The 21,527-nt window shown below is 71.4% G+C and carries 11 protein-coding genes and 1 pseudogene; 7 read left to right on the top strand and 5 right to left on the bottom strand.

Features of this window, described 5'->3' with window-relative positions:
• Positions 1 to 708 precede the first annotated feature (708 nt).
• A complete protein-coding gene (locus AC5L3C_RS35975) occupies positions 709 to 2,535 on the bottom strand; it encodes a glycoside hydrolase family 2 protein (RefSeq protein ID WP_493653291.1) in 1,827 nt (608 codons plus the stop codon).
• Positions 2,536 to 3,045: 510 nt separating this feature from the next.
• Here AC5L3C_RS35975 and AC5L3C_RS35970 point away from each other — a divergent pair.
• The 6 genes from AC5L3C_RS35970 (at position 3,046) to AC5L3C_RS35945 (ending at position 12,044) form a co-directional block, all read left to right on the top strand.
• Positions 3,046 to 4,077: a LacI family DNA-binding transcriptional regulator gene (locus AC5L3C_RS35970; RefSeq protein WP_493653290.1), complete on the top strand. Its 1,032-nt coding sequence runs from the start codon at positions 3,046 to 3,048 to the stop codon at positions 4,075 to 4,077.
• Between the two features lie 762 nt (positions 4,078 to 4,839).
• Positions 4,840 to 5,934 carry an ABC transporter substrate-binding protein gene (locus tag AC5L3C_RS35965; protein WP_493653289.1) on the top strand — a complete coding sequence of 365 codons (1,095 nt, stop codon included), beginning with the start codon at positions 4,840 to 4,842 and terminating at the stop codon, positions 5,932 to 5,934.
• A 69-nt stretch (positions 5,935 to 6,003) separates the two neighbouring features.
• Positions 6,004 to 7,563, top strand: coding sequence for a sugar ABC transporter ATP-binding protein (locus AC5L3C_RS35960; RefSeq protein WP_493653287.1), 1,560 nt, complete (start codon positions 6,004 to 6,006; stop codon positions 7,561 to 7,563).
• Positions 7,556 to 8,518, top strand: a complete 963-nt coding sequence (locus tag AC5L3C_RS35955; protein ID WP_493653285.1) for an ABC transporter permease — start codon at positions 7,556 to 7,558, stop codon at positions 8,516 to 8,518. The genes AC5L3C_RS35960 and AC5L3C_RS35955 overlap by 8 nt, the downstream gene beginning before the upstream one ends.
• A complete protein-coding gene (locus tag AC5L3C_RS35950; RefSeq protein ID WP_493653284.1) occupies positions 8,515 to 9,552 on the top strand; it encodes an ABC transporter permease in 1,038 nt (345 codons plus the stop codon). Before AC5L3C_RS35955 ends, AC5L3C_RS35950 begins: the two co-directional genes overlap by 4 nt.
• 134 nt (positions 9,553 to 9,686) lie before the next feature.
• The gene (locus tag AC5L3C_RS35945) at positions 9,687 to 12,044 is read left to right on the top strand and encodes an AbfB domain-containing protein (protein WP_493653282.1); all 2,358 of its coding nucleotides are present in this window, start codon (positions 9,687 to 9,689) and stop codon (positions 12,042 to 12,044) included.
• A gap of 215 nt (positions 12,045 to 12,259) precedes the next feature.
• On the opposite strand, the gene AC5L3C_RS35940 is transcribed toward AC5L3C_RS35945, so the two are convergent.
• From AC5L3C_RS35940 to AC5L3C_RS35925, 4 genes and pseudogenes are all read right to left on the bottom strand, one after another.
• Positions 12,260 to 15,529, bottom strand: coding sequence for a LamG-like jellyroll fold domain-containing protein (locus AC5L3C_RS35940; RefSeq protein ID WP_493653280.1), 3,270 nt, complete (start codon positions 15,527 to 15,529; stop codon positions 12,260 to 12,262).
• Positions 15,530 to 16,176: 647 nt separating this feature from the next.
• Positions 16,177 to 17,379, bottom strand: coding sequence for a GDSL-type esterase/lipase family protein (locus AC5L3C_RS35935; protein ID WP_493653279.1), 1,203 nt, complete (start codon positions 17,377 to 17,379; stop codon positions 16,177 to 16,179).
• Positions 17,380 to 17,818: 439 nt separating this feature from the next.
• Complete coding sequence (locus AC5L3C_RS35930) at positions 17,819 to 18,256, bottom strand: nuclear transport factor 2 family protein (protein ID WP_493653277.1); 438 nt, start codon at positions 18,254 to 18,256, stop codon at positions 17,819 to 17,821.
• 187 nt (positions 18,257 to 18,443) lie between these two features.
• Positions 18,444 to 19,296 (bottom strand): annotated as a pseudogene (locus AC5L3C_RS35925) (SDR family oxidoreductase).
• A 363-nt stretch (positions 19,297 to 19,659) separates the two neighbouring features.
• On the opposite strand from AC5L3C_RS35925, the gene AC5L3C_RS35920 reads away from it, so the two are divergent.
• Positions 19,660 to 21,486: an ATP-binding cassette domain-containing protein gene (locus tag AC5L3C_RS35920; RefSeq protein WP_493654173.1), complete on the top strand. Its 1,827-nt coding sequence runs from the start codon at positions 19,660 to 19,662 to the stop codon at positions 21,484 to 21,486.
• Positions 21,487 to 21,527: the final 41 nt, after the last annotated feature.

The raw sequence follows: 21,527 nt of genomic DNA, 5'->3' as shown, positions 1-21,527 counted from the left end.
CCCGGGGCGTGGACGCGGCGGACATCCCCGCGGGCCCGGACGCGGGGGGTCCGTCCCGGACATGAGCACCCTGCCCGAACCTGTACAGGGCATCGTCGAGCACGCCTACGGGGATTCGCGACCGCCGATCTGTTCCTCGTCGCCACGCCCTGCGCGCTGCTGGCGCTGATCACGGTGGTCTTCCTCAAGGAGAAGCCGCTGAAGACGATCAGCGCAATGGAACGCCTCGCCGAGGAGTCCGGCACCGACAAGGCGGCCGTCGGCGGCTGAGGCCGCCACACGCCCCGATCCGATGCGCGTACGGCGCCGACCCGCCCGGCCGGTGCACGGCAGGGCGGGTCCCTGCCGGACGGGGCGGCACAGGGGTGACGGCGACGTCCGTTCCGCGTGCGGGCCGGGGTCCCGCGCAGGGTGCGTGCGCGGGACCAGTTCAGCGGCGCCGACCGCGCCTCCCCCGACGAACTCGTCGGGGGAGGCGCGGCACGTTGCGAACGAGGCCGCCGCCGAAGAGTACGGCGGCCCAGGCCGGCGACGCGTCCGCGGCAGGCCCGTCGAAAGGTGCGGTGCGGCGCCGGCTTCGGCCCGGCGGAGGCGGCCTGTGTGCCGGGCTGGTCGACCACGGCAAGGCTCGAGGACCCGGGGGCGGGTCCGATCGTCCGCCGGGGCCGGGGGTCGGAAGGTCGTCGGCCGGCGCCGGGCGGGAAGCCGTCAGCCGGCGGATTCGCCGGCGGCCGTGCGCTGTTGCACGCGGCGCAGTGCGGCGGTGTCGAACTTCTCGCCGCGGTCGAAGTCGTAGATCCCGTTGCGTTCCTGGAAGACATCGGTGAGCTGGGTGTAGCAGTAGCCGAACATGTCCGGGTCGTCGAGCAGGACGTCGACCAGTCCGGTGAACCGGGTCAGGAACTCCTCGGCGGTGCGCGGCCGTTCGCCGTAGCCCCAGGACGTCCCGGTCTCGTCGCCGGCCGCGGTGGCGGCGGCCGCCGCGTCCCACCAGATGCCGCCGAACTCGCTGCAGAAGTAGGGCTGTCCGCGGTAGGGCACCGACCAGGTACGGCCGTCGGGGCCGGTGTTGACGTGGGGACGGTCCTCGGCGAGCCCGGCCATGGTCCCGGCGAACGCCCGCGGGTCCTGCTCGTAGCAGTGTGCGTCGTACACGTCGGTCTCCGGGACGCGGTGGGCGTAGCCGGAGGCGTCGATCACGGGGCGGCTCGGGTCCGCCTGCTTGGTGGCCAGGAACATCGCCCGGGTGACGTCGTCCAGTGTGGTGATCCGGTCGTGCAGGTTCTGGTACGTCTCGTTCAGCGGGCACCAGCCGATGATCGACGGGTGCGAGTGGTCGCGTTCCAGCGCTTCGAGCCACTGGGCGACGTAGCTCGCGTCGGGACGCTGGTTGTCGTCGCGGACACCGGTCTCGCAGCCCCAGTCGCCGAACTCGCCCCAGACAAGGTAGCCGAGCCGGTCGGCGTGGTGGAGGTAGCGCTCCTCGAACACCTTCTGGTGCAGCCGGGCGCCGTTGAAGCCGGCCCGCTGCCCGAGTTCGATGTCGCGCACGAGGTCGCCGTCGGTGGGGGCGGTCATCAGACCGTCCGGGTAGTACCCCTGGTCCAGCACCAGCCGCTGGAACACCGGCTCCCCGTTGATCAGCACCCGCTTGCCGTGGACGGCGACCGAGCGCAGGCCCGCGTAGGACGTCGCCTCGTCGACGACCCCGCCCGCCGCGTCGAGGAGCTGGAACCGCACGTCGTAGAGGTGCGGGTCGGCCGGTGACCAGGTGCGCACCCGGTCGTCCGGCACGGTCAGCACCAGTTTGGGACACAGGTCGAGGTCGGCGCGGGCGGAGGCGGTGACCACCTCGCCGCGCTCGTCCGAGAGCACCGCCCGCACCCGGTGTCCCGGCGGATTGCCGGTGACCGGCAGGTCGATGTGAAAGGAGTGCGAGCCGAGGTCGGGAGTGATGCGCGGACGCTTGAGGCGGACCGCGGCGGGCACCGGCTCGAGCCACACCGTCTGCCAGATGCCGGTGGTCCGGGTGTAGTGGCAGTGGCTGTTGGCGTACCAGGTGGCCTGCTTTCCGCGCGCCTGCGGGCCGTGCCGGGAGTCTCGGGCACGGACCACGATCACCGCTTCCTCACCGGGGGCGGCCACCCCGCGCAGCTCAGCGGTGAAGGGGGTGAAGCCGCCCCGGTGGCGGGCGACTTCGGTGCCGTTGACCCAGACGGTGGCGTCGTGGTCCACGGCTCCGAAGTGGAGCAGGACGTCGGAGCCGGCCCACGCGTCCGGGAGCGTCACCGTGCGCCGGTACCAGACGGCTTCCATGAAGTCCGTGTCCCCGATCCCCGACAGCGTGGACTCGGGGCAGAAGGGCACGACGATCTCGTCCGCCAGGTCGCGCTCGCGCAGTCCGCGCTCCAGTCCGCTGTCGCCGCGGTCGGTCTCGAACTGCCAGCGGCCGTTGAGGTTCAGCCAGGCTTCGCGGACGAACTGGGGACGGGGGTACTCCGGACGCGGGACGTCCAGGGGCGGGGGCGTGCTCATACTGCTCCTCATCCGTGCAGGTGCGCCGGGTACGGATCATGCGACCACACGGTTACATCGATGTACATGGCGGTGGCGAGATTTTCGACGGAACGGGACGGACCCTGCGCGACGGGACCACCCGGAGGTGCCGTTACGATCCGGGGCAACGGGCAACGGGGGCGAGAAGGGGAGCATGGGCAGGCCCGGAACCGGGGACGCAGGGGTGCGCGAGGCCGTCGGTGCTCTCGCCGGCCCCCGGCGCGGTGCGCGCGGCCGATGGTGCGGGGACGCTCGTGAGGGTGACGGTGCGCGAGCCGCTCCCGGCCGCGGCGGGACCTCGGGGCGAGGGTGGTGACGGTGGACGACGACAGGCTCCCGGGACCATGCTTCCGCAGCCTTGTCAGTGCCACGGAACGACATGTATAACGTTGTAAAAAAATTTGAGCCCAGCGGCTCGGCGCACGACTCCTGGTGACGGCAACGTTCCGCACCGGCCACCCGAGTCGGGCCGCTCACGAAGGGATTGCCGTGCGGGTCAGCCTCAAGGACGTCGCCGCGCACGCGGGGGTCAGCATCAAGACCGTCTCCAACGTGGTGAACAACTACCAGCACGTCACCCCGGCCATGCGCGAGCGTGTCCAGCGGTCCATCGACGCGCTCGGCTACCAGCCCAACCTCGCCGCCAGACACCTGAGGAAGGGGCGTACGGGCATCATCGCCCTGGCGCTGCCGGAACTCGGGAACCCGTACTTCGCCGAACTGGCCGCCTCCGTCATCGACGCGGCGTCCGGGCACGACTACATCGTGCTGCTCGACCACACGGGCGGTTCGCGCGAGCAGGAGCTCCTGGTCAGCCAGGGGTTCCGGGCCCGGGTCATCGACGGACTCATCCTCAGCCCCATCGAGCTGGAGACGGAGGACCTGCGCGACCGCGCGCACGACGTGCCGCTGGTCCTGCTCGGCGAGCGGGACTACGACCTGCCGTACGACCACATCGCCATCGACAACGTCGCGGCCGCCCGTGCCGCCGTGCGGCACTTGATCGACCTGGGGCGACGGGAAGTGGCGTTCATCGGGGCACGGCGCGGGCGCAGCGAGCCGGCCCAGCTCCGGGTGCGCGGCTGGCGCGAGGAGCTGACGGCGGCGGGGCTGCCCGCGGACGAGCGCCTGGTCGCGGCCACCGACGGCTGGGGGCACGCCGACGGGGCGCGGGCCATGAACCACATCCTGGACAGCGGACGGCGGCCCGACGCGGTGTTCGCCTACAACGACCCGATGGCGATCGGGGCGATGAGGGTGCTGCACGAGCGGGGGCTGCGGGTGCCGGAGGACATCGCCGTGGTCGGCTTCGACGACGTGATCGAGGGCCGCTTCGGGGCGGTGACGCTGACGTCGGTGTCGCCGGACAAGGCCGCCATCGGGCGGCTGGCGGTGGAATCGGTGCTCGCCCGGCTCAACGACCGGGCGCCGGAGCCGCGTCGCATCTGGGCGGACTACCAACTCGTGCAGCGCGAGAGCACGCTGGGCCGGCCGGCGGGCACCGACCGGGGAACCACCTGACCCGTTCCCCACGGCGGTGGGGCACACGGCCGCGCTCACCCCGTGCGCCCCACCGTCCGCCCTGCGCAGGCAGCCGCGCCTCCCCCAGCGCCTCAAGGACCTGAGAGGCACCCCTGGGACGCCACAGGCAGGCCCGGCTGGCGCCCGCAAGCGCCGACCGCGGGCAGTCGCGCCTCCCTCAGCGCTCAAGGGCGCGGGAGGCATCCCCCAGGGCGCGCCCGCAGCGCCCGACCGCGGGCAGTCGTGCCTCCCCCAGTGCCTTAAGGGCCTGGGAGGTACCCCCAGGGCGATGGGGGTCCCCCCGCTCATGGGGGTACCTCCCGCTCGAGCGAAGCCGAGAGTGGGGGAGGAGCCGAGAGTGAGGGAGGCACCCCGCCGGCGCGGGGCTGCGAGAACACCCCCCGGCCCGCACCAACGCAGGACACACAACCCACCCCCGGCCGGCGCCGACCCGTACGCCCGCGGCGGCCGCAAACACCAAGCACCGTGTGCACACACAGGTGAGAAGCCGGCCGGGCTTCACACCCCCCTGCAAGCGCTTCCCACGCCGCCCGGCCCCACCACCGCCCCACCGCACGCCGCGCGGTTCCCGCCCCCTCCCCCTCCCACCTTGTGCGCAAGGGGTTTACAGCATCCTTCCAACGATGTAAAACCTCCTTTGCGGCACACCGGACGCCGCCGTGCACAGGGGGAGCAGCTCCGCTTCCGCGCGTCCTTCGGCTCCCCAGTTCCCTTTTCAGCGTCACCCGGATCGGGGTCACCATGCAGCGCACCACTCACCGTCCTCTCCTTCTCGCCCGTCCCGTGGTCGTGGCCTTGGCCGCCGCCGTGGCCCTGACCGCCACCTCATGCGCCAAGTCGGAGGACGACGCGGCGGACAGCAAGAAGTCCCCGGCGGCCGCCGGGGCCGAGCAGCAGGTCGTCACGCCGAAGCCGGGCAGCGAGACCTGCACCGTCGACACCTACGGCGGAAAGAAGATCGATCTGAAGGACGCCACGGTCGGCTTCTCCCAGTCCGAGAAGGAGGCCAACCCCTTCCGTATCGCCGAGACGCAGTCCATCAAGGACGAGGCGGAGAAGAGAGGCGTCAAGCTGCTGACGGCCAACGCCCAGTCGCAGTTCTCCAAGCAGATCAGCGATGTCCAGGACCTGCTCGCCAAGGGCGCCGATCTGCTGGTGATCGCCCCCCTCAACTCCGACGGCTGGGACCCGGTGCTCCAGGCGGCCGCCGCCAAGAAGGTCCCGATCGTCACCATCGACCGCAAGATCAACGCCACGCCCTGCAAGGACTACGTGTCCTTCATCGCCTCCGACTTCGTCGAGCAGGGCCGGCGCGCCGCCGACCAGATGATCGAGGCCACCGGCGGCAAGGGCGAGGTCGCGATCCTGCTCGGCTCGGCCGGCAACAACGTCACCACCGAGCGCACCAAGGGCTTCAAGGAGCGCGTGGCCGAGAAGGCCCCCGACCTGAAGGTGGTCTTCGAGCAGACCGGTGACTTCACCCGCGAGAAGGGCCAGCAGGTCACCGAGCAGCTCATCCAGTCCAACCCCGGCATCAAGGGCATCTACGCCGAGAACGACGAGATGGGCCTGGGCGCGGTGGCCGCGCTGAAGGGCGCGGGCAAGAAGGCGGGCGACGTCAAGATCGTCACGGTGGACGGTACGCGCAACGCCGTCCAGGGTGTCGTCGACGGCTGGATCAGCGGCGTCATCGAGTCCAACCCGAGGTTCGGCCCGCTGGCGTTCCAGACGCTGGACGAGTTCACCCAGGGCAAGGAAGTCCACCAGGACATCATCATCCAGGACAGCGCCTACGACGGCGACAACGCCGAGCAGGACCTCGGCAAGGCCTACTAGTCCGCCGCGGGGGCCCGGCTTCCCCGGGCCCCCTGTCCGACCGTCACCACTCAATTCCTGGAGGCACAGGTGGCTCCCCCCGCCGAAGTCCTCGCCGTCCGCGGACTGAGCAAGACCTTCCCGGGCGTCCGGGCCCTGGACGACGTGGACCTGACCCTGCACGCCGGCGAGGTCCACGCCCTGATCGGCGAGAACGGCGCCGGCAAGTCGACCCTCATCAAGCTCCTCACCGGGGTCCACCGGCCCGATGCCGGTGACATCGTTTTCCAGGGGCGCGACGTCTCCTTCGCCACCCCTCTGGACGCCCAGCGGGCCGGGATCTCGACCATTTACCAAGAGGTCAACCTCATCCCGCTGCTGAGCGTGGCCCGCAACCTCTTCCTGGGCCGCGAGCCGCGCAACCGCCTCGGGCTGCTGGACTTCGGCCGCATGAACCGGGAGGCCGAGGAGGCGCTGCGCGCCTACGGCGTCCAGGTGGACGTGCGCCGGCCGCTGCGCAGTCTCGGCGTCGGGGCGCAGCAGATGGTCGCCCTGGCCCGTGCCGTGGCGAGCGAGGCGCGGATCGTCATCATGGACGAGCCGACCTCCTCGCTCGAACCGCGGGAGGTCGAGACCCTGTTCTCGGTCATCCGCCGGCTGCGCGACGAGGGCATCGCCGTCATCTACGTCAGCCACCGCCTCGACGAGCTGTACGCGGTGTGCGACACGGTCACCGTGCTGCGCGACGGCCGCCGCGTCCACCATGGCCGCCTCGCCGAACTCGACCGGCTCTCCCTGGTGTCCACGATGCTCGGCCGGGAGCTGGGAGAGGTCCGCAAGGAGGGCCTGACGAAGTTCAGCGGCGACCACCACACCACGGACGGCCAACCCGTCCTGGAAGCCCGCGAGCTGACGGTCCCCCACCAGTTGCACGGCGTCTCCGTGAGCATCCGGCCCGGCGAGGTCGTGGGCCTGGGCGGGCTGCTCGGTTCCGGCCGCACCGAGACGGCGAAGGCCATCTCCGGCGCGCTGCCGACGGCGTCGGGCAGCGTCATGGTGGCCGGGGCGCCGCTGCGCCGCGGCTCCACACCCGCGGCCATCAGGGCGGGCATCAGCCTGCTGCCGGAGGACCGCAAGAGCGAGGGCATCGTGCCCGGGCTGTCGGTCCGCGAGAACATCTCGCTGGCCGTCCTGCCCCGCCTCTCGCGGTTCGGGCTGGTCTCGGAGGCGCGCGTCGACAGCATCGTCGACACCTTCATCGAGCGTCTGCGCATCAAGGCGTCCTCGCCGCAGCAGAAGGTCGGCGAACTGTCCGGCGGCAACCAGCAGAAGGTGCTGCTCGCCCGCTGGCTGGCGATGAACCCGAAGGTGCTGCTCCTGGACGAGCCCACCCGGGGCATCGACGTCGGCGCCAAGGCCGAGGTGCAGAAACTCGTGGACGAACTGGCCGCGGACGGCCTGGGCGTCCTGCTCATCTCCTCCGACCTGGAGGAACTGATCGAAGGGTCCGACCGCGTGGTCGTACTGAAGGACGGTGCCGTCGTCGGCGAACTGACCGGCGACGAGGTCACCGAGGACAAGCTCATGCGGACCATCGCCGGGCACGCCCCGGACCGGGACGCGCTCGAGGAGGCGGCCACCGATGGCTGAAGCCGCCCTCAAGACCGTCCCGCTGGACCGGGCCCGCATCCTGCAGTGGCTTCAGACGTACGGCGTCTACGCCGGCGTGGCGGCGCTGCTCGTCGTCAACATCGTCATCACCCCGCACTTCCTGTCCGCGGAGAACTTCCGCACCCAGGCCGTGCAGGTCGCCCCCGTCATCATCGTCGCGCTCGGCATGGCCCTGGTGATCGGCACCGAGGGTGTCGACCTCTCGGTCGGCGCGGTGATGGCCCTGGCGGCCTCGGTCACGGCCCTCTACCTCGGCTACGGCCTGGTGCCCGCGCTGCTGGTGGTCGCGGTGTTCGCCGCCGCTGTCGGCTTCGCCAACGGAGCCCTGGTCGCCTTCATCGGTGTTCAGCCGATCGTGGCGACACTGGCGCTCATGGTCGGCGGCCGGGGTCTCGCGCTGGTGCTGCTGCCGCAGCTGGAGGACCTGCGCAACCCGGCCCTTGCCTCCCTGGGCTCCGGCGACGTGCTGGGCATTCCGTATCTGATCCTGATCGCCGCCGCGCTGGCGGCCCTGGTGGCCTTCGTCGTCCGCCGCACCACCTTCGGACGGCAGCTCCTGGCCATCGGTGACAGCCGTCCCGCGGCGCAGCTCGCCGGGCTTCCCGTGCGCCGCGTGCTGATCGTGGTGTACATCGTCTGCGCGCTGCTCGCCGCCGTGGCGGGTGTCCTCGCCACGGCCCGGCTCCAGGCCAGCGACCCCACCTCGCTGGGGAACCTGATGGAGCTGTCCGCCATCACCGCCGTCGTGGTCGGCGGTACGCCGCTCACCGGGGGCCGGGTGAACATCGCCGGCACCGTGGCGGGAGCCGTCCTCATCCAGTTGCTCACCGCCACCCTCATCAAGCACGATCTGCCGCCCTCCTGGACCCAGATCGCGCAGGCCATAGTGATCGTGTGCGCGGTCTACGCGGCACGGGGACGGGGGAAGCGATGACCGCCACGAAGACGGACGCCCCGGTGACCACGACGAGCGACAAGGGCACGGCGCCGGCCGGCGAGCCCGTGGGTTCCGCCCGCTCCGAGCGGGTGAGCGCGCTGGTCCAGCAGCACGGTGCGCTGGCCGTGCTGGTGGTCGTCTCCCTCGTGGCGTCGTTCAGCTTCGACTCCTTCGCCACCGGGGACAACATCAGCAACATGGCGACGAGTTCGGCCTTCCTGGCCATCGTCGCGCTGGGCATGACCTTCGTGATCATCACCGGGGGCATCGACCTGTCGGTCGGGTCGCTGTTCGCGCTGGGCGGGGTCCTGGCGGCCTGGGGGTCACGGCACGGAACGCTGGTGGCGCTGCTGCTGCCGCTGGTGGTGTGCGGGGCGATCGGTGTCGTCAACGGCCTGCTCGTGGCCCGCTCGCGGCTGGCCCCGTTCATCGTCACCCTGGCGGCCATGCTGGGGGCACGCGGTCTGATGCTGGCCCTCACCGACGAGGGTGCCAACACCTATCTGATCGGCAAGGGTTCCTTCCTCGCGGAACTGGGACAGGGCACCACGCTCGGTCTCGGCAACCCCGTGTGGATCACCCTGGCGCTGTTCGTCGCCGGTGCGGTGGTCCTGCGCCGCACCCGGTTCGGCCAGCATGTGTACGCGGTCGGCGGCAACGAGGACGCGGCGGCGCTGATGGGCGCCCCGGTGGCCCGTACCAAGATCCTCGTCTACACCCTGAGCGGAGTGCTGGCCGGGCTGGCCGGCGCGCTCAACGCGGCATGGCTCGCCTCGGGCGTCACCATCCTCGGCAACGGCATGGAGCTGGAGGCCATCGCCGCCGTCGTCATCGGAGGCACCCTGCTGACCGGCGGACTCGGCTACGCCAGCGGGGCCCTGGTCGGTGTGCTGCTGCTGAAGGTGATCCAGAACGTCATCAACCAGATCGGCTCCCTCGACTCCTCCTACCAGCAGGTCGTCAGCGGCGCGTTCCTGGCCGTCGTGGTGGTCGCCCAGACCTGGCTGGGCCGCCGCCGGCAACTGATGTAGAACTCCGGACGCGGCACCGGGCCGCTCAGGGCTCCCGGTGCCGCGTCCGGTTCCAGGCGGCCGGTGACGCGCGACGCGGACCGGCCGTTTCTCGCACGCGCACGTCTCCCACCCCCACTTCCCAAGGAGTGACGATGCGTCGAGTACAGGCCCCACGTCCGCTTCTCCCCCGGTGCAGACGGCGGTGGTGGCTCACCGCACTGTCGGCCGTGCTGGCCCTGCTCGCCGGCACGGCCCTCACCGGTTCCGGCACGGCGGCCGCGGCGCCCCGGGCATGGACCCCGAAGCCCGCGCCCATGACCACGCCGTGGACCGACCAGGTCTCCGTCGACAACCCGCTGCCGGAGTACCCCCGTCCGCAGCTCACCCGCCCCGACTGGGCCAATCTCAACGGCATCTGGGACTTCGCCGTCACCTCGGCGGACGCCGGCCGGCCCGGGTCGTTCCCCGAACAGATCCGCGTCCCGTTCGTCGCCGAGTCGGCGCTCTCCGGCGTCCAGCGCAGGATCACCCAGAACGACAAGCTCTGGTACAAGCGCACCTTCACCGTCCCGGCGGGCTGGGACGGGCGCCGCGTCCAGCTCCACTTCGGCGCCAGTGACTGGCGTACGACCGTCTGGGTCAACGACCGGCAGGCGGGTGCCCCCCACAGCGGCGGTTTCGACTCCTTCTCGTACGACATCACCGACCTGCTGACCGGCGGTGCCAACACGCTCGTCGTCTCGGTGTGGGACCCCACCCAGACGGGCAGTCAGGCGGTCGGCAAACAGCGGATCAACGACGTGAGGCCACACCCCGGTGGTGGCATCTTCTACACGGCCGCGTCGGGCATCTGGCAGACGGTGTGGCTGGAGCCCACGGCCGCCGCGCACATCACCCGACTCGACATGGTGCCCGACCTGACCGCCAACCGGCTGAAGGTCACCGTGCGGGGCTCGGGCGTCAGCGGTCACCGGGTCCGCGTGACCGTGTCCGGCGGGGGCAGCACGGCCGGCACGGCCACCGGACCGGTCGGCGCCGAGTTCACCGTCCCGGTACCGAACGCGCGCCGCTGGTCGCCGGACGATCCCTTCCTCTACGACGTTCGCGCGGAGCTGCTCTCCGGCGGCACGACGGTCGACTCCGTCGGCAGCTACACCGGCATGCGCTCGATCGGGCTCGCACGGGTGGACGGCGTGCTGCGCCCGGTGCTCAACGGGGAGTTCGTGTTCCAGACGGGCACCCTGGACCAGGGGTACTGGCCGGACGGCGTCTACACCGCTCCGACCGACGCCGCTCTCCGGTTCGACCTGCAGAAGCACAAGGACCTCGGCTTCAACATGGTGCGCAAGCACATCAAGGTCGAGCCGCAGCGCTGGTTCTACTGGGCCGACCGGCTCGGGCTGCTGGTCTGGCAGGACATGCCGTCCATGGAGCGCACCCCCGACGCCGCCGCGCGCGTCCAGTGGGAGGCGGAGTACGACCGGATCATCGACCAGCACCGCAGCGCGCCGTCGCTGGTGATGTGGGTCAACCAGAACGAGGGGTGGGGCCAGTACGACCAGGCGCGCATCGCCGCCGAGGTCAAGGCCTACGACTCGTCCCGTCTGGTGGACAACATGAGCGGTGTCAACTGCTGCGGGGCCGTGGACGGCGGCAACGGTGATGTGGTCGACCACCATGTGTACGTCGGTCCCGGCACCACGGTGCCCAGTGCCACGCGCGCGGCCGTGCTCGGCGAGTTCGGCGGGCTCGGCTACAAGGTGGCCGGTCACGAGTGGTATCCGGGCGGCGGTTTCAGCTACGAGGACCAGCCGGACAGGGCGCATCTCGACGACCGGCTGACCGGGCTGCTGGACGGCATCCGTGAGGTGCGGATGCCCAAGGGGCTGTCCGCATCGGTCTACACCGAGATCACCGATGTCGAGAACGAGGCCAATGGTCTGCTCACCTACGACCGCCAGGTCGTCAAGGTCGACGAGGCCCGGGTCAGGGCCGCCAACCGGGCGCTGATCGACGCCTCCCGCTCGCCGTCCGCCCCGGTGACGCTGCCCACCGGGCAGTTCGTCTCGTTCCGGGTGACCACCCCCGGCCTCACCGACCGCTATGTCCGGCACCAGAACGGCGCGGTGTTCACGGAGGTCGTCACCGCCGGCAGCAGCGCGCTGCTGAAGAACGACGCGACATGGCGGGTCGTCCCCGGCCTGGCCGAGAGCTCCTGCTACTCCTTCGAGTCGCGCAACTACCCCGGCGAGTATCTGCGGCACCGCGACTCCCGTGTGTACAAGGAGGGCGGCAGCGGCGCCCTGTTCCGCGCGGACTCCACGTTCTGCCCGGTCCGGGGCGCCGACGGCGGGGTGCGGCTGTCCGCCTACAACTTCCCCGAACAGTATCTGCGCCACTACAACGCCGAGCTGTGGCTGGCGATTCCGGGCGGGACCCGCACCTGGGACGCCCGTGCCCTCTTCAGGGAGGACACCACCTGGGCCGTGGCGGCTCCCTGGGCCCCGTGAGCGCGGCGAAGCCGTCCGCGGGACCGCATGACCGAGCGGTGGCGGCCGCCGCTCCCCGGCCGCCGACACCACCTGCTCGAGCGGTGCGAACGGGGTGCGGGTCTTCGACACGGCGGCCACGTGCGACAACCTGGCGGTGAGCCACGTGACGTGACCCGTGGCACGACGGAGGGTGCGGACGCCGACGGCGTCCGCACCCTTCGCTGTCGTGGTGGTTACGGCTTCTCAGCCGTGTACAGCGCGCTCACCTCCTGTGCGGTCAGCGCCCTGTCGTAGGCGTGGACCTCGTCCACCGCCCCGTCCCAGAAGTCGACGTTCTGGCCGTTCCACTGGGCGCGGCCCACGGTGAAGGGGCCGGAGGCGACGTAGTTCGGTCCGCCCTCGACGGTGGCCGCCCGCTCGCCGTCGACGTAGAGCGTGATGTCGCCTGTGGTGTCGTCACGCACACCGACCAGGTGGTACCAGCGGCCGGTCTCGGGCGTCGTCTCCTTGAGGGCCCGCCGGCCGTCCGGTGTGCTGAAGGCGAACGCGCCATGCCCGTACTGCAGGTAGAAGGGGCTGGTCTGCCGCTTCGCGTCCTGGCTGACGGCCGTTGCGTAGTTGCCCGGCAGCGAGTCCAGGGTCACCCACGCCGACACCGTGTAGCTGCCGGTGGTGTCGAGCACGGGACCCTCGGTCTGGGCGTACCGGCCCTGACCGTCGAACCGCAGTGCGCTGCCGCTGACGCCGTCGGTCCAGGTGGTCCCCTCGCTCAGGGTGAGCGGCTTGTTCTGGGGCCCCTCGTCCTTCGCGGTGGTGCCGGTGCCCTCGTCGAGGGCCCAGGACCCGCCGCCCTTCGGCTGCTCGCGGTCGCCCGCGGCGGCTCCGGCCGCGATGACCTTGCGGTTGATCTCACGCACCGGGCCCGGGTCGACCTTGAGCTCCCGGCGGTCGTAGGTGTAGAGGCCGTTGAGTTCGTTCTCCAGGTCGGAGATCTGCGTGTACACCGATCCGGAGAGCTCGGCGCCGGCCTGGTCGAGGTAGAACCTCTCGGTGTTCTCGACGTACCTGCGGGTCAGGGCCTCCTTGGTGTCGACGCCGCTGTAGATGACGGTGGGCGGGCCGGGCCACATGTGCCCCGGGGTGCGCAGGGTGAAGCCGCCGTGCTCGCCGTCCATGGCCGCCCGGTGGTCGGGGAAGGGCGGGTCCTCGTTGTTGTAGTCGTGGTGGTCGATGATGTCGCCCTTGCCGGAGTCACCCTTGGAGTCGCAGCAGTTGACACCGCTGTGGGCGTTGACGACCCGGGACGGGTCGGCGTCCTTGACCGCCTCGGCGATACGGCCGCTCTCCTCGCGGTCCCACTCGCCCCAGCCCTCGTTGAAGACGATCCAGCCGATCACGGAGGGCGAGTTGTGGTGCTGGCGCATCATTTCCCGGCCCTGGTCCACGAAGGCCTTGCGCCCGGTGTCGTTGGTGAGGGTGCCGGAGACGAAGTCCTGCCAGACCAGCAGGCCGAGCCGGTCCGCGTGGTAGAACCACCGCGGGGACTCCACCTTGATGTGCTTGCGCACGGCGTTGAAGCCGAGCTGCTTGTGGGCCTCGAGGTCGAACGCCAGCGCCTTGTCACTGGGCGGCGTGTGGAGGCCGTCGGGCCAGAAGCCCTGGTCGAGGGTGGCGAGGGAGAAGATGGGCTTGCCGTTGAGCACCAGCTTCCGGTATCCGCCGACCTCCTCGATGCCCACCTCGCGCATGCCGAAGTAGCTGTCGATCCGGTCGGTGGACCGGCCGTCCTTCAGCTTGATGTCGAGGTCGTACAGGTAGGGGTCGTCCGGGGTCCACAGGTGCTGCCGGGCCACCCGCAGGTCGAGCTTCTTGTTGGCCGGTCCGCTGACCTTGCCGACGACCCGTCCGCGCTTGTCACGCGCGACGGCCTCGACCCGGGCCCCCTTCGAGGCGTTCTCGGACTCGACGGTGACCGCCAGGGTGCTGCGGCCGATGTCGGGCGTGGTGACCACGTTGTCGATGGCCGTCGGAGCGACGGGTTCCATCCAGACGGTCTGCCAGATGCCGGACGACTGGGTGTAGAAGATGCCGCCGGGGTTCGTGGACTGCTTGCCCCTGGGCTGGTTGTCGCCGCCGGTGTCGGTGACCGCGACGACGATCTCCTGCTTGCCCCGGGGCGTGAGCGCGTCGGTGATGTCGGCGCTGAAGGCGTTGTAGCCGCCGGTGTGTTCGGCGACCTTCTTGCCGTTGACCCAGACGGTGGACTGGTAGTCCACCGCGCCGAAGTTGAGCTTGAGCCGGTTGCTCTTGCCGCTCTTGCCGACCTTCCAGTTCTTCGGCACGTCGATGAGCCTGCGGTAGAACATGTGGTCCTCGTGCCGCTCGAGTCCGGAGAGCTGCGACTCCACCGGGAACGGAACGATGATCTTCTCGTCCAGCTTCTTGCCGAACTTCGGCTGCTCGCCGGCCTCGGCCCCGCTGAACTCCCAGGGCCCGTTGAGGTTCTTCCACTCCTTGCGCACCTGCTGCGGGCGGGGGTACTCCGGCAGCGGGTTCTTCTTGTCGAGCTTGTCGCCCCACGGAGTGGTGATCCGGTGCGTGGAGTCGTTCACCGCGTAGCGGACGATCCGGGGCACGGTCTCGTCGCCGGTCTTCAGGCCGCCCTCACCGTCGTAGGTGACCCGGACCTGCTGGTTCTTCTGGATCGCCGCCGAGAGGGTGACGACGAGGGAGTTGCGGTCCCGGCGGTCGGGCGCCACCGACTTGATCGGCATGGCGGTCGTGTCGGCCTCGATCTTGAGGTGCTCCGCCACCTGCGAGAGGTCGCTCACCCGGCCCTCGAAGCGGGCGCGCAGCCTGCGTCCGTCCTCACCGACGGTCAACTCCACCGGGAAGACCTCGAACCCGGCGGGCGGGGTGAAGGCGGTGGTCGGGACGAGCTGCTTGGGCATCGTCGGGGTGGACCAGCGCAGGAACATGTTCGATCCGCCGAAGTCCTGGAACATCTCCAGACGGAAGTCGTGCTTCTCCCCCGCCTTCAGCGTGACCGGTTCACTGGTCTGCTCCCGGTCCCAGTCCGGCTCCCAGTGGTCGATGACCGGCTCGTCGTCGACGAACAGCCGGAAGCCGTTGTCACCGACGGCGTAGAAGGTGTAGTCGCCGTCCTCGGGAGCCTCGATCTGCCCGGTCCAGCGGGCGGTGGTGTGCTCGGTCTGTCCCGTCAGATCCTCGAAGGTACCGGTCAGTCCGCCGAAGTTGATCTGCGGTTCCAGCAGGGTGCCGCCGAGTTCGGCGAAGTCCCGGGCACCCGGTGCCGACATCCGGAAGTACTCGCCCTTCAGGCCGTGCACCTGGACGTCGGCGTCGGCGGCGAGGGCGGACGCCCCGGCCGTCGGCATCGCGGCCGTCGCGGCGGGGGCCAGGGCACCCGTGGACAGGGCCAGGGCCGTCACGGTCAGCACGGCCCACCATTTCGATCTGGGGTGGGGGTGTTGTCTTGTCATCGAACCTTTCCTCGCGCAGAGGGCATGGGGCCTGGACGCAGCAGGCGCGGCCATCGGCTCGTCCGGAATTTATTCCAACGTTGGAAATCCGGCGTGCAGCGGAATGACAACATGCCTCCCGACGCCTGTCCAGGCCTCGCACAGAGCTGACACACCATCAGCTTGCCTGTCGGCGGGGAGTGATGGGTTCTCGCAGGTGAGCGGCCCGGCGGCCGGCCGCTCATTGACATGTCTGGAACCAGTCGCGATCCTGCGATGGGCTCTACATCGATGTAAATGCCGGCGGGAGGTGACGGAAGCGGATGCCGGGCGTGCGAACGGACGGCGATCGCCCGCCGTCCGGCCGGCGTCACCGGGCTCCTCGCCCGGGTGCCGGCCGGTCGGTGGCCTCGGCGTCCGCGGGCTGCCCGGGCGGACCGGTCGCCCTGCGCGCCGCCGACACGAGGGTGTATTCCGGACGAGCGGTGCCACCGTCCGGGTGTGGTCCTCCGGGAGCGGCTTCGTCGTACGGCATGCCCCGTCGACGTCCGCGCCCGCCTCGCCGCCGTCCCGCCGGGTCCGGTTCAACGGCCGCTGGAGCGACCGGTACCGGCCGGCCGGCCGACGTCTCGCGGGCAGCTCGGCCGGGTCGGCTCAGCGGCGTCGGATCAGCCGGATCGGCTCCCGCTCTCCGCGAACGGGCCGTGTCCGGCCGCGAAGGTGTGGGCGGCGAACCGTTCGCCCATGCGGCGATGGGTGGCGGCGTCGGGGTGGAGCCGGTCGGGCAGCGGCAGTTCGGCGTGGTCCGCCTCGCCGTAGAGCTCCCGCCCATCGAGGTGGTACAGGTTCGGGTCGTCCGCCGCGCGTTGCGCCACGATGCGCGCCAGCTCGTCCCGGATGACGGAGAGCGTCAGCTTGCCCGCGTCGCGTTCCGCGGGGTCGCCCGCCGCGGTGAACGAGAGCTTCCCCTCGCCGAGGCGACTGAAGTCGAAGGCGGTGGGACCGGGTGTGTCCTCGTGGATGGGGCACAGGATCGGCGAGACGACCAGCAGCGGTGCGGTGGGGTGGCCGTCGCGGAGGGTGTCGAGGAAGCCGTGGACGGCGGGGGCGAAGGCGCGCAGCCGCATCAGGTCGGCGTTGACGACGTTGATGCCGATCTTGACGCTGATCAGGTCGGCTGGCGTGTCGCGCATGGTGCGCGCGACGAAGGGGTCGAGCAGGGCGCTGCCGCTCAGTCCCAGGTTGACCAGCTCCACGCCGCCGCGTGCCGCGGCGAGCGCCGGCCAGGTGGCGGTGGGGCTCGCGGCGTCGGAGCCGTGGCTGATGGAGCTGCCGTGGTGCAGCCAGGTCCTGCGGCCGGAGGCGGGGGCGAGCTCCAGTGGCGCGTCGGTGCGCAGGGCGACGAGTACGGCCGTCTCGTTGTGCGGCAGCCAGATCTCGACGGTCTTGTCGTGCTCGGGCAGTCCGGTGAAGCGCAGGGTGTCGGCGGGACCGGGGGCGTGATCGGCCGTCCCCTTGCTCATGTCGATGGTCACGGTGTTGCCGCCGGACGCGGTGGCCCGGCCGGCCGGGCGTCCGTCGACGAGCAGTTCGTACTGGCCGTCCGGGCGGGGCGGGGCGCCGACGTAGATCCGTTTCGTCGGCACCGTGTCCAGCTCGACGGCGGTCGCGCGGGTCCGGAAGACCAGGCGTACGCCGGAGGGCTGGGACTCGGCCATGGCGAGCTGCGCGTCGGTGTTCCGGGCGCGGGCCCACGCGGGCAGGCGGTGCGGCAGCACCCCTTGCGCGGTGGTCTCCAGATCGAGCGCGCCGCGCACGAGGGCGGCGGTGATGGGCGTGGTGGTCCAGGTGGACGGGGTGGAGGAGGGCATGGTTTCGGTCCGTCTGCGGGGGCGGGTGGATGAACGGCGGGTCCCGGGTGCCGTGAGCGCCGGCCGAGCGGCCGGCTGATACGAGTATGCATTTGCCTACAAGCTTTAGGCAAATGCCGACTACTCTTAACCACTGACGGCACCAGACCGCTGCCGCCCGTCGATGGGCTCGCTGCCGCTGCCGTGAACACGACCGAGCCCGGCGCCACCGCGCCGGGCTCGGTCGATGCCCCCCTCAGAACAGCGAGGCCGGGACGCCGTGTGGGCGGCCGTAGCGCGCTCGCCCTCCGGCGTCTCCAAGGAGGCCCCCCGGGGAGGCCGCGCCGGGGGCGCCGGTTCTGAGCGGCTCCGCGTCCGTCTCGCCACCCCGGACGAGTACGCCGCCGTGGTCGCCGGACTCCTCGGCCCAGCCCTTCGCCGGCCGGCGCCCCGCCGCCCGTCAGCGTGCGGCGCAGGCCTCGGCGATGGAGCGGCTGTTCTCGTAGAGGTGGTGCCGGACGATCCGGCCGCCCTCCACCGTCAGGCGCAGGGCGAACGGCCCGTCGAAGGACCGTCCGGTCGCCCGTACCGTCCCCGACAGATGGCCCGTCAGCACCGCGTCCCGGCCGTCGACGAGGAAGGCGTCGAGGCGGACACGCGCGTCCCCGGGCACGGTGTGCTCCATCAACTCCGTGAACTGGGCGGCGCATTCGGCGGCGGTGGAGCGCGGGCGGATCCAGGGAACGCCCGGATTGTCGGCGAGCAGCCAGTCGACCTCGTCGGCGAAGAGCTCGACCAGGCGTCCGGTGTCCCCGGCCGCCCGGGCGGCGAGGAACTCCTCCACGACGGCCCGGGTGGCCTCGGCGTCGGACTGCACGACGGTGGACTGGACGGGCATGGCGCTCTCCTCACGGCTGCGGCCGGGCCCTCCGCTGACGGGGCCCCGTCGGTGCGCCTGATGCTGCCGGACGAGGAGGCCGCGTGGCGATTACCTCGGAGGTCATACCCGGCCCCGGGCCGGGCGACGGGCGGCCGCCGACGATGGGGCGGCCCCCTCCGTGCCCGGCCCGGGCACCGTGCGACGGTCAGGCCGTGCCCGCGGCTCCCGCCGCCCTGAACGCGTCCGCGTGTTCCGCGGCCCACTGCGTGAAGCTGCGGGCCGGTCGGCCGGTGATCTTCTCCACGGTGCCGGTGACCGTGCGTCCGATCTCCGGCGTGTTGCCGTACGCCTCGAGCAGGAAGCCGATCACCTCCTCCGAGTGGCCGGCCGCCCGCCACTGCGCCACGGCCTCCTCCTCGGTCAGCTCGACCAGGGAGACGGCCCGCCCCCGGGCGCCGGCGATCGCCGCCACCTTGTCACCGACGGTCAGCACCTCGGGACCGGTGATCACGTACTCCTGACCGCCGTGCCCCTCCTCGCGCCACCGCGGCGACGGCGCCGATGTCGCCCTCGTGGACCATGGCGCTGAGCCGGGACACGAACGGTTCGCGCACCTCGTCCGACGCGACGACGCCCTCGGCCCACTCCAGGGCGTTGGCCATGAACTCCACGGGCATGAGCACCGTCCAGTCCACGCCGTCGTCGGCGCGCACCGCGTCCTCCAGCAGGGACGGGCCTCCTCCGTGCAGCACGGTGACCCGCCGTACACCGGCCGCGCGGGCCGCCTCCAGGATCCGCGGCCCCGTCTCCAGCGGGGCGAAGTAGGGCCCTCCGAAGGTGATCAGGTGGAGACCGGTGATCCCCTCGAGCGCCGGTATCAGGCTGTCGGGCTCGGTCAGATCGCCCCGCACCACCTCCACCTCCGCCGGGAGCCCGGCCTTCGCCGGGTCCCGGGTGAGGGCGCGGACCGCGTGGCCGCGGGCGAGCAGTTCGGCGACGACCTGACGGCCGACGGTTCCGGTGGCGCCGGTGACGAGGATCTTCTGTGTCTGTGTCATGGGACGACCGTATGAAGGCTTGCGGTCAGCCTCTGTCCGCAAGGTGACGGCGGACGTCGCTCGTCCGGTCCTGCGCCGGATCCCGTCCGTCACTCGGGCATCGGCGACGGCGTTTCGGCCACCCTGGACTCCGGCCGGGCCCCGTTGCGGCCAAGGACCGCCGCGTCGCCCGCCCCCGGCCACCGCGCCCTCATGCGGTATCCGCTTCGTCCGAAACACCTGTGTTCGATATCGCTGCCGGTCTCGTTGAGCCTGCTGCCGTCCTCGCCACCCGTCACACCGCAGGGAGAAGTGCCGTTGACCAGCTCGACCGACCGCGCCGTCCCGCCTCCGCCTCCGCCTCCGCCTCCGCCTCCCGCCGAGATGACGTATACCGGGCACTACTCGGTGAACCCGCTCGGCCAGGTCGGCTTCGGGGCCCTGTGTTCCCAGCTCCCCTCCGTGCTGCGCCGGATCACGGCCATGGCATGGCGCATCGACCGTGGAGCGGTGCTCCTGCTGCTCGTCTGCCAGGTGGTCTCCGGTGTGTCGACCGCCGTGCTGCTGGCGGCCACCGCCCGGGCCATGGGTCCCGTTCTCGGCACGGGAACGGTCGCCGACCGCCTGCGCGAGGCGCTGCCCGCGCTCGCCGTCGTGGCGGTGGCGAGCGCCCTCGGCCGCGCGTCGGTGGCCCTGGCCGAGTACGCGGAGCGGCGCGTCACACCGCGCCTGACGACGGAGACCGACTCGGCGCTGGTCGAGTCGGTCTGCCGGGTCGAGGCCGCCGCCTACGCCGTGGACGGCTTCTCCGACCGTCAGGAGGCGGCGGAAATGGGGGTGACCCGCACCCACGTCATGGTGATGGACGCACAGCGCTTCATGTCCGCCCTGATCCGGATGATCATGGCGGGCGGTGTCCTCTCCGTGCTCAACCCGCTGATGCTGCCGCTGCTCCTGCTGGCCGTGGCCCCGGCCGGCGTGGGAGCGGTGCTCACCGCGCGCGTGGACTACGAGATCCACTACGCGAACGTCGCGGACCGCAACGTCCGCGGGATGACGCGCTGGTGGGCGACGACTCCGAAGTACGGCGACGAGGTCCGCGCCAACGGGATGACGGACTACATCCTGTACTGGTACCGCGCCCTGTCGGAACGGGTCGACCGGCGGTCCCTGGCTGCGGCTCCCCGCACCCTGCGCATCGCGCTGCTGTCGTCCCTCGCGGGCGGCGCGTTCCTGGCGGCCACCTGGGGGATGCTCGCCTGGCTCGCCGTCTCCGGCCGGATCGCACCCGCCGTCGCCGCCACCGCCGTCGTCGCGGTGCAGACGACACTGGCGGCGCTGTCCCAGGTCGTCGTCAACGGCGCCGCGGTGTTCCACACCAGCCTGTACCTGGGTGACATGCAGGCGTTCTTCGACGACGCCGCCCGGCGGGCGCCGAAGCGGGGCCCGGAGGCGGTCCACGCCCCGGTGGAGGAGATCCGGCTGGAGGAGGCCACCTACCAGTACCCCGGCAAGGACCGGCCCGCCGTCGACGGGGTCTCGCTCACCCTGCGGCGGGGCGAGATCCTCGCCGTGGTCGGCGTGAACGGGTCCGGCAAGAGCACGCTGACCCGCCTGATCACCGGCATCTACCTGGCGGACAAGGGCCGCGTGACCTGGAATGGCACCGACCTCGCGCACACCGACCCGGCCACGGTGTGGAACCACACCGGCCTCGTGCCGCAGATCTTCGCCCAGTGGCCGCTGCGGGCCCGGGAGAACGTCACGCTGGGCCAGCCCAGGAGCCTCGACGACCGCGCGGTCTGGGAGGCCGTCGACGCGGTCGGGATGCGCGAGGCCGTCGAGGACCTGCCCGACGGCCTCGACACCCTCCTGGCCCGCGAGATCTTCGGCGGAGCCGAACTCTCGGGCGGCCAGTGGCAGCGGCTGGCCTGTTCCCGGGCCCTGTACCGGCGCCCGCCGCTGCTGATCCTGGACGAGCCCACCTCCCAGATGGACCCGCGTGGTGAGCACGGCATCTTCGAGAAGATCAAGGCGATCTCCGGCGACCGCATCACCATCGTCGTCACACACCGCCTGGAGAACACCAGGATCGCCGATCACATCGTCGTCATGGAGCGTGGCCGCATCACCGAGCGGGGAACCTACGACGACCTGGTCCACGCCGGCGGCACCTTCGCCGACCTGCTGCGCCTGTCCCAGGACCGCTGAGCGGCGCGAGGTGAGTGGCGGGGACGGCGGCGGATACCCGG

Source organism: Streptomyces speibonae, from assembly GCF_984686075.1.
The sequence above is the reverse complement of the archived record's forward strand: the minus strand, read 5'-3'. Positions and strand labels throughout refer to the sequence as shown.

Excerpts from the sequence above, each read along its gene's own strand:
- AC5L3C_RS35975 (WP_493653291.1), bottom strand. The coding sequence starts at position 2,535 with ATGAGCACGCCCCCGCCCCTGGACGTCCCGCGTCCGGAGTACCCCCGT.
- AC5L3C_RS35965 (WP_493653289.1), top strand. The coding sequence starts at position 4,840 with ATGCAGCGCACCACTCACCGTCCTCTCCTTCTCGCCCGTCCCGTGGTC.
- AC5L3C_RS35955 (WP_493653285.1), top strand. The coding sequence starts at position 7,556 with ATGGCTGAAGCCGCCCTCAAGACCGTCCCGCTGGACCGGGCCCGCATC.
- AC5L3C_RS35950 (WP_493653284.1), top strand. The coding sequence starts at position 8,515 with ATGACCGCCACGAAGACGGACGCCCCGGTGACCACGACGAGCGACAAG.
- AC5L3C_RS35945 (WP_493653282.1), top strand. The coding sequence starts at position 9,687 with ATGCGTCGAGTACAGGCCCCACGTCCGCTTCTCCCCCGGTGCAGACGG.
- AC5L3C_RS35940 (WP_493653280.1), bottom strand. The coding sequence starts at position 15,529 with ATGACAAGACAACACCCCCACCCCAGATCGAAATGGTGGGCCGTGCTG.
- AC5L3C_RS35935 (WP_493653279.1), bottom strand. The coding sequence starts at position 17,379 with ATGCCCTCCTCCACCCCGTCCACCTGGACCACCACGCCCATCACCGCC.
- AC5L3C_RS35930 (WP_493653277.1), bottom strand. The coding sequence starts at position 18,256 with ATGCCCGTCCAGTCCACCGTCGTGCAGTCCGACGCCGAGGCCACCCGG.
- AC5L3C_RS35920 (WP_493654173.1), top strand. The coding sequence starts at position 19,660 with ATGACGTATACCGGGCACTACTCGGTGAACCCGCTCGGCCAGGTCGGC.